At 75.3% G+C, this 10363-nt stretch carries 9 protein-coding genes; all 9 read left to right on the top strand.

Annotated features, from left to right (window positions below; all coding sequences use genetic code 11):
- On the top strand, positions 1-495 hold a 495-nt coding region (locus ACWEQL_RS37745; RefSeq protein ID WP_452155333.1), incomplete at its 5' end, for a pirin family protein.
- Positions 496-665: 170 nt separating this feature from the next.
- Positions 666-1346, top strand: a complete 681-nt coding sequence (locus ACWEQL_RS37740) for a Tat pathway signal sequence domain protein (RefSeq protein ID WP_452155331.1) — start codon at positions 666-668, stop codon at positions 1344-1346.
- Positions 1347-1466: 120 nt separating this feature from the next.
- Entirely contained in the window at positions 1467-1859 is a 393-nt protein-coding gene (locus tag ACWEQL_RS37735; RefSeq protein ID WP_452155329.1) for a nuclear transport factor 2 family protein, read from the top strand.
- A 49-nt stretch (positions 1860-1908) separates the two neighbouring features.
- Positions 1909-3909, top strand: coding sequence for an ATP-binding protein (locus tag ACWEQL_RS37730; protein WP_452155327.1), 2001 nt, complete (start codon positions 1909-1911; stop codon positions 3907-3909).
- A gap of 162 nt (positions 3910-4071) precedes the next feature.
- Positions 4072-5556, top strand: coding sequence for an MFS transporter (locus ACWEQL_RS37725; protein ID WP_452155325.1), 1485 nt, complete (start codon positions 4072-4074; stop codon positions 5554-5556).
- A 36-nt stretch (positions 5557-5592) separates the two neighbouring features.
- Positions 5593-6939: a carotenoid oxygenase family protein gene (locus ACWEQL_RS37720; protein ID WP_452155323.1), complete on the top strand. Its 1347-nt coding sequence runs from the start codon at positions 5593-5595 to the stop codon at positions 6937-6939.
- A gap of 49 nt (positions 6940-6988) precedes the next feature.
- On the top strand, positions 6989-7543 hold the full coding sequence (locus ACWEQL_RS37715; RefSeq protein ID WP_452155321.1) for a nuclear transport factor 2 family protein: 555 nt from the start codon (positions 6989-6991) through the stop codon (positions 7541-7543).
- Between the two features lie 390 nt (positions 7544-7933).
- Positions 7934-8887: an NmrA/HSCARG family protein gene (locus ACWEQL_RS37710; protein WP_452155319.1), complete on the top strand. Its 954-nt coding sequence runs from the start codon at positions 7934-7936 to the stop codon at positions 8885-8887.
- Between the two features lie 125 nt (positions 8888-9012).
- Positions 9013-10363 (top strand): protein kinase domain-containing protein (locus tag ACWEQL_RS37705; protein WP_452155317.1); only part of this gene is annotated, 1351 nt, incomplete at its 3' end.

The raw sequence follows: 10363 nt of genomic DNA, 5'->3' as shown, positions 1-10363 counted from the left end.
GCCGAGCTGCCCACCGTCACCGCCCCCGGCCTGCACGCCACCGTCATCCTCGGCGACCTCGCCGGCACCCGCTCCCCGGGGTCGACGTACACCCCGATCACCGGCGCCGACCTCGCCCTCATCGAAGGCACCGAGCTGCGGCTGCCGCTGGAGCGGGACTTCGAGTACGCGGTGCTGGCGATGACCGGCAGCCTGGAGGTGGACGGCGTCCCGGTGGAGCCGGGTTCGATGCTCTACCTCGGCTGCGGGCGCGCCGAGTTGCCCCTGCGGGCGCGCACGGACGCCTCGGTGCTGCTGCTGGGCGGCGAACCCTTCGAGGAGAAGCTCGTCATGTGGTGGAACTTCATCGGCCGTACCGGCGAGGAGATCGCCCAGGCCCGCACCGACTGGGAGCAGGGTTCGAGGTTCGGCGAGGTCCACGGCTACGCCGGCCCCCGCCTCGACGCCCCCACCCTCCCGGTCACCCCGCTGAAGCCCCGGGGGCGCGAGCGGTGATCCGCCGCCCCCGATCGGCTTGCTGACGAATCGTCAACAAGTCGTGCGGAGCGCCTTGACGGTGCACGGACATGGGCCTACAACGTAGTCAGCTCCGGAGTCATCCCCCTCCTCCTGCGGGCACGGCACGTTCGCCCTCTCGAACCCTCACCGAGAGAAAGGCTCTCCCCATGCGCACTCGCACCTGTCTGGCGCTGGCCGCCGTCGCCGCGACGCTGGCCGTCGGCGCCGTCCCCGCGTCCGCGAGCCCCGGCGCGGCCGCCGGCACACCCGTGCTGACCACCGGCGGAGCCGGCGGGCCGGCCGTCGCCGTGGGCGACGTCCTGGTCGCGCCGCTCGCCGCGGGCACCCGGGCCACCTTCTACTCGGCCGCCACCGGCTCGACCGGCGTCACCTGCGGCACCTCGCAGTTCACCGCGCGGGTGCTGGACAACCCGGCCGCTCCGGGGACCGCGACGGAGTCCCTGACCGGGCAGACCTTCGGCGGCTGCACCGCCAACGTCACCGGGGTCACCTCGGTCCGGAGCCTGACCGTCGGCAACCTCGCGTACAACGTCTCGGTCAGTGACGCCGCCGGGTACCCGGTCGTCCTCACCGCCGGGTCGGTCGGGCCGATCCAGGCCTCGGCCGTACTGAACACCTGGTTCGGCACCATCACCTGCACCTTCCAGCTCAGCGGCGCCTTCGCCGGGTCCGTCGACAACACCGCCCACACGCTGGCCTTCCGCAACGCGCACTTCGTCAAGAGCGGGGGATCGGGCCTCTGCCCCGGTGAGGGGTACTTCTCCGCCACCTACGGGCCGCTGGTCGACACCAGCCAGGCGGGCAGCCCGGTGGTCCACGTGAACTGACGCCGGCCGCGGCGGAGATGGGGGCGTGCCCGGGCGGGTGCGCCCCCTTCGCTTTTGCTGACAACCCTTTCGGACCCGCAGCGCGTCGTAGCTCCAGTTCCCCCATGGAAGAAGAGCACGATGCCCGCGACCGACATCACCCGCGCCCTCGACGACCTGCTGTTCGACCCGGTCCCCGACCTCGACGAGGCCATCGACCGGCACTTCACCCCCGACTACCGCCAGCGCACCGACGGCGAGTGGAGCGACCGGGCCGGGTTCGCCCGGCACATGGCCCGACTGCGCTCCCTGGTCCGCTCCGGGCACGTCGAGGTGCACGACGAACTCCGCGACGGCGCGCGGTACGCCGACCGCCACACCGTCACCGTCACCGAGCACGACGGCCGCACCTCCCGCATCGAGGTCTACCTCTTCGCCGAGCTCGCCCCCGACGGCCGCTTCCGGCGCGTCGAGGAGACCACCCTGCTCGTCGACGGCCACGACGAGGACCGGAACCTCGGACAGGTCGGCTGATGCGCGGACACCGCAGCGGCCGCGCCGGCGCACGGGGAGGGGAGCCGTCATGGCGTCGGTCGGAGACAGGCTGAGCACCGCCCGGATCCAGGCCTTCATCGGCCGGGAGGAGCAACTCGACCACTTCGACCGGGCCCTGGCCGGCGACCCGCAGGCACCGTTCGCGTTCTACGCGTACGGGCCGGGCGGCATCGGCAAGTCGACCCTGCTGCGCCGCCTCGCCGACCACGCCCGGGCGGCGGGGCGGCCGCTGCTGGAACTCGACGGCCGCTTCGTCCAGAGGGACCCGGCCGATTTCGAACGGGCCGCCGCCTCCTTCCTGGACATCCCCGGCACCGTCCTGTTCGTCGACTCCTTCGAGCACTGCCAGTGGCTGGAGGGCCGGCTCTGGCAGCGGTTCCTGCCCCGCGCCGCCGACGACACCCTGGTGGTGCTGGCCGGCCGCCTCGCCCCGCAGCCCCAGTGGACCGCCGATCCCGCCTGGACCGGCCTCCTGTACGTCCGGGAACTGGAGCCGTTCTCCGCCGAGCAGGCCCGGAGCCTGCTCGCCACCACACCGGTCCTGCCCCACCTGCGGGAACGGGTGCTCCGCTTCGCCGGGGGCAACCCGCTGGCGCTGTCCCTCGCGGCCGCCGCCAGACCGGCCGACTGGAGCCGGGAGGAGACCTCGGCGCCCTCGGCCGACATCCTGCGCACCCTGCTGTCGGGCCTGATCGGAGAAGTCCCGACCGCGGCCCACCGCCGCGCCCTGGAGGTCGCCGCCCAGGCCTACTCGACCTCCGAGGAACTGCTCGCCGCGGTGCTGCCCGAGGAGGACGCCCACGCGCTCTTCGCCTGGCTGAGGGACCTGCCCTTCGTGGAGTCCACCCACCGGGGAGTCCACCCGCACGACGCCGCCCGCGAAACCCTCGCCGCCGACCTGCGCTGGCGCGCCCCCAACGCCTTCGTGGCGATCCGCCAACGGCTCGCCGAGGAGTACCTGCGGCTGCTGCGCGAGGCCCCCGAGGAACGGGTCCGGACCGTCACCGACGAACTCCTCCACCTCTTCCGGGACGGCGAGATCGTGGCGCGCCTGCGCACCCGCTCCCGCGAGGACGAGGTGCACGACCGGCCCCTGCACCCGGACGACCTCGACGTCGTCCTGAGGATGGCCGAGGAGACCGAGGGGCCGGCCTCCGCCGCGCTGGTCCGCTACTGGGCGCGCCGCCAGCCGCAGGCCTTCAGCGTCTACCGGCTGGTGAGCACCGGGCGGATCGTGGCGTTCACCGCCCGTCTCGCCCTGCCCGCCCCCGCCGACCCCGAGGACCTCGCCACCGACCCCGTCGTCGCGGCCGCCTGGGCGTACACCGAGGCCGCCGGGCCCGTACGACCCGGCGAGCACATCGGGATCAGCCGCTTCACGGTCTACCCCGAGCGGTACCAGGTGCCCTCGCGCGTCATCGACCTGAGCAGCTCCCGCGCCCAGGCGGAATCGGCCCGCGCCCGCGGCCGCGCGTACGGCTTCGCGGTCTGGCGCGACGCCGAGACGTGGGCCGCGCGGGTCCGCGGCAGCCTCGCCGACACCGGCGCCCGGCCCAGGGTCGGCGCGCACACCTACGGGGTGTTCGGCGTCGACTGGCGGGAGGTGCCCGTCGAGACCTGGCTGCGCCACCTGATGACGTCCACCGCCGTACCCGTCCGGGCCGGGCCGTCGGGCGTCCCGCGCGCCGAGTTCGACCAGCACGTGCGCGAGGCGCTGGCGCACTGGCGGGACCCGGGTGCCTTCGCCGCCTGCGCCCTGCTGCGCGCCCGCCTGGCCGCCGACCTCGCCGATCCCGTCGAGGAGCTGCGCGCCCTGCTGCGGCGGACCGTCGACGAGCTAGGCCGCGACCCGCGCGGGGTGCGCGCCCGGGAGGCCCTGACGGCCGGCTACCTCTCCGGCGCGCCCACCCAGGAGGCCGCCGCCCGCCGGCTGAGCCTCCCGTACGGCACCTACCGGCGGCACCTGCGGCAGGGGCTGGACCAGCTCTGCGAGGCGCTCTGGCAGGTGGAGCTGCACGGGCCGCGCTGACCCTCCGGGCCGCTCTCCCGGGGCACGTGCGTGTGACCGTGCCCCGGGGGCGGGTGGACGGCCGTGGACGGGAGGTGGGTGGACAGCCGCGGACAGGAGTGGACAGTGCCCGCCGCCGCAGGGCCTGGAAGGTGGACGGCGACCGGCCCGAGTCTGTGCGGCATGAACGACGTACGCACGCAGACGGAGCCGGCGGCAGGCCGGCCGCACCGACCGGGGGCGGCCCTCGCGGCGCTCGCCGCGGCGCAGTTCACCGTCATGCTCGCCACCTCGATCGTCAACGTGGCGCTGCCGCAGATCCGTTCCGGGGTCGGCCTCTCGGACGGCGCGGTCACCTGGGTGGTCAACGCCTACGGCCTGGCGTTCGGCGCGCTGCTGCTGGCCGGCGGACGGGCCGCCGACCTGCTCGGCCGCCGCCGGGTGCTGAGCGCCGGGCTCGCGCTGTTCGCGGTGGCCTCGCTGGCGGCGGGCGCGGCCACCGCCCCGGGCGTCCTGATCGCCGCCCGCGCGCTCCAGGGCCTGGCCGCGGCGGCGATCGCCCCGGCCGCGCTCGCCCTGGCGATGGCGCAGTACCCCACCGTCCCCGGGCGCGGCAGGGCGCTGGGGGTGTGGGGCGCGGTCTCCGGCGCGGGCGGGGCGGGCGGCGTCCTGCTGGGCGGGGTGCTCACCCAGGCGTGGGGTTGGCCGTGGATCTTCCACTCGGTCGCGCTCGGCTCGGCGCTGGTCCTGGCCGCCGTGGCGGCCCTGGTGCCGGCCGGCCGCGCGTTCGCCGGCCCCGGCGGACGGAAGGCCGGACGGTTCGACCTGCCGGGCACCGTCACCGTGACCCTCGCGCTGACCTGCCTGGTCTGGGGCCTCACCACCGCCCGCGGGGCCGGCTGGGGCGACGGCCCGGTCATCGCGGCGCTGGTCGCCGCGGCCGTCCTGCTCACCGCCTTCGCCGTGATCGAACTGCGCCGCCCGGACGCGCTGATCCCGCCCCGGCTGCTCACCACCGGCCGGGTGGCCGCGGGAAACCTGCTGATGGCGCTGCTGGGATCCGTCTGGATCGCGCTGTTCTTCTTCCTGCCGCTCTACCAGCAACAGGTCCTCGGGTCCGGTCCGCTGGCCACCGGGGCCGGCCAACTCCCGCTCGCCGCCGCCAACATGCTCGGCGCCTCGCTGGCACCCCGGATCTCCCGGCGGATCGGCCCGACCACCACCGTGGTCGCCGCCCTGCTCACCGAGGCCGCCGGACTGCTCTGGCTCTCCCGGATCAGCGCCGACGGCGGCTACCTCACCGACGTCCTCGGCCCGAGCGTCCTGGTCGGCCTGGGCCTCAGCGTGGCCTTCGTCCAGCTCACAGCCCTCGCCGTGGACGGCGTCCCGCCCCAGGACGCCGGACTGGCCGGCGGGCTGGTCAACACCACCCGCCAGGTCGGCGGCGCCGTCGGCCTCGCCGTGCTGACCACCCTCGCCGGCTCGGTCACCGCGGCCACCCACCGACCACACCTCGAAGCCCTCACCGCCGGCTACCGGACCGCCTTCGCCGTCTCGGCCGCCGTCCTGACCGCCACCGCGGTCCTCACACCGCTCCTCACCCGCCGCGCCGACCGTCACCCCCAGCCGGTGACCGGGCTCAAGTCCGGTGCCGAACAGGCCATCTGACCAACCGGCACATCCACTCACCGAAAGGCATCCGCCATGACCACCGCCAAGCCGTACCTGACCGGCCACTTCACCCCCGTCCCCGACGAGATCACCGCCACCGACCTCACCGTCGAGGGCACCCTGCCCCCCGAGCTGACCGGCCGGCTGCTGCGCAACGGCCACAACCCCAAGCCCGGCGTCACCCCCACGCACTGGTTCAAGGGCAGCGGCATGGTCCACGGCATCCGGCTGCGCGAGGGCCACGCCGAGTGGTACCGCAACCGCTGGGTGCACACCCCCGCCCTCGACGGCGCCCCCTACATGACCGAACACGGCCCCGACCTCACCGCCAGCGTCGCCGGCACCCACGTCATCGAGCACGGCGGACGGCTGCTCGCCCTCTGCGAGGCCAACCTGCCCTTCGAACTCACCCGGGAACTGGACACCGTCGGCGCGTACGACTTCGGCGGCAGGCTGCGCACCGCGATGACCGCCCACCCCAAGGAGGACCCGGCGACGGGCGAGCTCCACTTCTTCGGCTCCTCGCCGGTCCCGCCGTTCCTGACCTACCACGTCGCCGACGCCAAGGGCGGGATCGTCCACAGCGCGGAGGTCCCGGGGGCGACTGCCGCGCTCAAGCACGACTTCGCCATCACCCGCGGCCACGTGGTCTTCGTCGAGGGCAACGTCACCTTCGACCCCACCGACCACTCCGGCATCCCGTACGGCTGGAGCGATCGGCAGCCCGCCCGCATCGGCGTCATGCCGCGCGGCGCCGACGGCACCCGGAACATCCGCTGGTACTCCATCGAACCGGGCAACATGCTGCACGTCTCCAACGCGTACGAGGACGGCCGGGGCCGCATCGTCCTGGAGGGCCCCACCGTGGACCGCGAGGGATTCCGGCTCTCCTGGAACTGGTGGATCGGCGCCCCCGACCGCGGCAGCGAGCCCGGCTCCCGCTCCTACACCCGCCGCTGGGTGATCGACCCGGTGGCCGGCAGCGTCGACGAGCAGATCATCGACGACCTGCCGGTGGAGTTCCCGACCCTCAACGAGGCCTACCTGGGCTCCGAGAACCGCTACCAGTACGCCATCTCCTTCCCCGACGAGAAGGGCTTCGGCGGCTACGGCGTCGTCAAGTATGACCGGGTCACCGGGGCCCGCCGCATCCGGCAGGTCGGCGACGCCCGGCTGCCCGGCGAGGCCGTGTTCGTCCCCGCCGCCGGGGCCACCGGCGAGGACGAGGGCTACCTGCTCACCGTCGTCTCCGACCTCAAGCAGGACGCCTCGCAGCTGCTCGTCCTCGACGCCGTCGGCCTGGAGACCGTCGCCACCGTCCACCTGCCCCGCCGGGTGACCGCCGGGATCCACGGTTCCTGGATCCCCGACCAGGACTGACCCGCGAGGCCTCCCGACCCCGACCACACCACGTCCTAAGGAACTTGTGATGTCCCGACTGCCCCGTGCCCTGTGCACGCTGACCGCCGCCGCGGCGCTGGCCGCCGTGCCCGCGACCGCCTCGGCCACCTCCTCCGGCTCGGCCACCTCCTCCGGCTCCGCCGCCTCGTCCGCCTCCGGCGCGCAGGACGCCGGACGGCGCGCGCCGAGGATCGTCGCCGCCTGGGCCTGCGCCTGGAACGGCACCGACCCCCGGGAGCTCGGCGCCCTGTTCACCGCCGACGGCGTCTACACCGATCTCGCCGTGGGCGTCAGCTTCCACGGCCGTCAGGAGATATCCGGCTGGAAGGCCCGCGCGGACAGCCTGATCGAGGGCGTCCACGTCACCGTGCGCTCGACCTACCGCGACGGCGGCCGCATCACCGTCGAGGCCGTGTACGCCGGCCACCTCAAGGGCGCGCCCAAGCCGTTCGCGGTGCCGATGACCACCGTGCTCGACCTCGACCGCCACGGCCGGATCGCCTCCGACCGGGACCACTACAGCCTCGCCACCGTCCTCGCCCAGTCCGGCCTCCCCGCCGACTGGACCCCGCCCGCCGGCTGACGGGCGGTGAGCGACGTCTGACGGCGGTGCACGACGCCCCGGCACCGGTGACCACCGGTGCCGGGGCGTCGGCTGTACGGGGCTGCACGCGCGGGGCTGCGCGCGGGGCCGTGCCGGGGCGGATCAGCAGGCGCCGGCCGGGTGGCTGCGGACCACGAGGTCGGTGCGGGCCCGGGTGGCGTCCAGCCGGATCACCCGGGTGCCCTGGTCGGCGGCGGGCAGGAACGGTGGGGTCGTCGGTCCTCCCGACGGGTCGCGCGCTCCGACGGGCCACCGCCGAAGCCGGTAGCGGCGACGGCGGTCCGTTTGGGGCCGGTCGGCGGTGGGCAGGCGCGCGCGGGGAGCGGGTTTCCGCGCGGGCCGGAGCAGGGGGCGGAGAGGAGGCGTGCGATGGCTGCGACCAGGACCATCGTGGTGTGCGGCGCGACCGGACGGCAGGGCGGCGCGCTGATCCGGGCGATCCGGGCCGAGGGGGACGGCGGTTTCGCCGTGCGGGCCGTCACCCGGCATCCGGACTCGGAGCGGGCCGAGGAACTCGCGGCCGACGGCGTGGAGGTCGTGCGGGCCGACTACGACGACCCCTCGACGCTGGGCCCGGCCTTCGCGGGCGCGTACGGCGCGTACGTGGTCACCAACTTCTGGGAGCACATGTCGGCCGAGCGGGAGAAGGCCCAGGCCGCCGCGCTGGCGAAGGCGGTCGGGCACGCCGGGGTGCAGCACGCCGTCTGGTCGACGCTGGAGGACACCCGGGACTGCATCCCGGTGGACGACCCGCGGATGCCGACCCTGCAGGGCCGCTACAAGGTGCCGCACTTCGACGGCAAGGCCGAGGCCGACCAGTACTTCGCCGACGCCGGGGTGCCCGCCACCTATCTGCGGACCACGTTCTACTGGGAGAACCTGCTCGCCGACTTCGCCCCGCGGCGGGGCGAGGACGGGGCCGTCCAGCTCACCTTCCCGATGGGCACCGGCCGGCTGTCGGGCATCGCCGTCGAGGACCTCGGCCGTACCGCCCTGGCGATCCTGCGGCGGGGCACCGACCTGATCGGCGCCACCGTGAGCATCGCCGGGGAGCACCTCACCGTGACCGCGATGGCGCAGACGCTCACCGAGGTCACCGGGCTGCCGGTGCAGTACCTGCCGATGACGCCCGACGCCTTCCGGGCGCAGGACTTCCCGGGCGCCGACGAGGCCGGGAACATGTTCCAGTACTACGCCGACTGCGAGCGGGCCTTCACCGCGGCCCGCGACCTCGACGAGGTCCGCGCGCTCGACCCGGAGCTCCAGTCCTTCGCCGACTGGGCCGGCGCCCACCGCGAGCAGCTGCGCGAGGCGTGGAGCTGAGCGAGGCGTGGGGCTGGGCGGCGCCGGTGGGGGAACGCCCGACTCGTCCGCCGGGCCCGGCCGGGAGGCCCCGGCGGGACCCTCCGATTGCAGGCGTGTCCGCGTCGTCTCCTACGATGGCGCGCATGAACGCTGAGGGGTCGGAAACGCGGCTCGTCGACGGCCGGTTCGAGCTGCTGCAGCGGCTCGGCGGTGGCGGCATGGGTCTGGTCTGGCGCGCGCGGGACAACGCGCTGCACCGAGAGGTGGCGCTGAAGGAGGTCCGCCCGCCCGATCCGGCGATCGCGGCCGCCGATCCCGACGGCGCGCGCGAGCTGCGCGAGCGGGTGCTCCGCGAGGCCCGCGCCCTCGCCCGGCTCCAGCACCCCAACGTGGTGATCATCCACCACATCGTCGACAGCGCCGAACACCCGCACCCCTGGCTCGTCATGGAGCTGGTGTCCGGCGGCAGCCTCGCCGACCGTCTCGCCCGGGGCCCCCTGAGCGTCACCGAGGCCGCCCGGCTGGGCCGCGGCGTGCTCTCCGCCCTGCGCGCCGCCCACGCCGCCGGCATCCAGCACCGCGACGTCAAACCCGGCAACGTCCTGCTGCGCCCCGACGGCACCCCCGTCCTCACCGACTTCGGCATCGCCGCCATGCACGGCGCCACCGCCCTCACCGCCACCGGCTCGCTCATCGGCTCGCCCGAGTTCATCGCACCCGAACGCATCCGCGGCGAGGAGGGCAACCCCTCCTCCGACCTCTGGTCGCTCGGCATGATGCTCTACGTCGCCGTCGAGGGCCACCACCCGCTGCGCCGCGCCACCACGCTGGCCACGCTCGCCGCCGTGCTGGACGAGCCGCTGCCGCCGCCGGTGCGGTGCGGGCCGCTCGGGCCGCTGCTGTCCGCGCTGCTGGCGCGTGACCCGGCGCAGCGGCCGGACGCGGAACAGCTCGACCGGGCACTCGCGGCCGCCGAGTCCGGGGCACCGGCGCCCGGGGCGGCGGAGTTCGGGGTGCCCGGCTTCGGGGCCGCCGGCCCCGGTCCGGGTTCGACGGCGTTCGGCGGGTACCCGTCCGGCGCCGGGTACGGCACCGCGCCGGGCCACCCGACCGCGTCCGGGCAGCCCTACGGCCAGACGTACGGGCAGCCGTACGGCCAGGGGGGCCACGGCGGCTGGGCGCCGACCGCGGCGGACACCCCGCGGCCCGTCCCGGCCTGGTCGGACACCGCGCCCGGCACCGGCCACCCGCACGCCGACCCGACCGGACCCACCGGCCCGCTGGAGCCGGCGCACCCGGCCGACCACCCGCGGCCCGTACGCGGTGGCAGACCGCGGGCGGCGGTGATGACGACGGTCATCGTCGTGGCCGTCGCCTCCGTGCTCGCCTGGAACCTCCGCCCGGACACCAAGGCCGGCGGCGTCACCGGGGCGGGCGGCACCGCCAGGCCCGGTGACGTGGCCGCCTCCGCGGTGCCCGGCGCTGCTGCCGGTG

The sequence above is a fragment of the Kitasatospora sp. NPDC004240 genome (assembly GCF_053603215.1).
The sequence above is the reverse complement of the archived record's forward strand: the minus strand, read 5'-3'. Positions and strand labels throughout refer to the sequence as shown.

Excerpts from the sequence above, each read along its gene's own strand:
- ACWEQL_RS37710 (WP_452155319.1), top strand. The coding sequence starts at position 7,934 with ATGGCTGCGACCAGGACCATCGTGGTGTGCGGCGCGACCGGACGGCAG.
- ACWEQL_RS37725 (WP_452155325.1), top strand. The coding sequence starts at position 4,072 with ATGAACGACGTACGCACGCAGACGGAGCCGGCGGCAGGCCGGCCGCAC.
- ACWEQL_RS37735 (WP_452155329.1), top strand. The coding sequence starts at position 1,467 with ATGCCCGCGACCGACATCACCCGCGCCCTCGACGACCTGCTGTTCGAC.
- ACWEQL_RS37730 (WP_452155327.1), top strand. The coding sequence starts at position 1,909 with ATGGCGTCGGTCGGAGACAGGCTGAGCACCGCCCGGATCCAGGCCTTC.
- ACWEQL_RS37715 (WP_452155321.1), top strand. The coding sequence starts at position 6,989 with ATGTCCCGACTGCCCCGTGCCCTGTGCACGCTGACCGCCGCCGCGGCG.
- ACWEQL_RS37720 (WP_452155323.1), top strand. The coding sequence starts at position 5,593 with ATGACCACCGCCAAGCCGTACCTGACCGGCCACTTCACCCCCGTCCCC.
- ACWEQL_RS37740 (WP_452155331.1), top strand. The coding sequence starts at position 666 with ATGCGCACTCGCACCTGTCTGGCGCTGGCCGCCGTCGCCGCGACGCTG.